This is a genomic window from Psychrobacter proteolyticus, assembly GCF_038155145.1.
GTDB classification, from domain to species: domain Bacteria; phylum Pseudomonadota; class Gammaproteobacteria; order Pseudomonadales; family Moraxellaceae; genus Psychrobacter; species Psychrobacter proteolyticus_B.
On sequence record NZ_JBAKAY010000137.1, the window covers coordinates 1 to 220 of the forward strand.

The 220-nt window shown below is 39.5% G+C and carries 1 pseudogene; it reads left to right on the forward strand.

Going from position 1 to position 220, the window contains the following annotated elements:
• Nucleotides 1-124, forward strand: a pseudogene (locus V6252_RS13270) (acyl-CoA dehydrogenase); the annotation flags it as partial.
• Nucleotides 125-220: the final 96 nt, after the last annotated feature.

Sequence of the window (220 nt, forward strand, 5' to 3'; positions counted from 1 at the left end):
TGATGAATTCCATATCATCCGTCACGTGAAGAACTTGGAAGCCGTCAATACTTACGAGGGTACACATGATATACATGCGCTTATCCTAGGCCGTGCACAGACAGGTATTCAAGCATTCTTCTAAACAGAATTTAAGTTAAATGTTCAGATTTCGAACATGCCCTGACGTACGTTATAGTTTGGCTTATTACGAATCATATATAAGCAGAAGCGAACGATT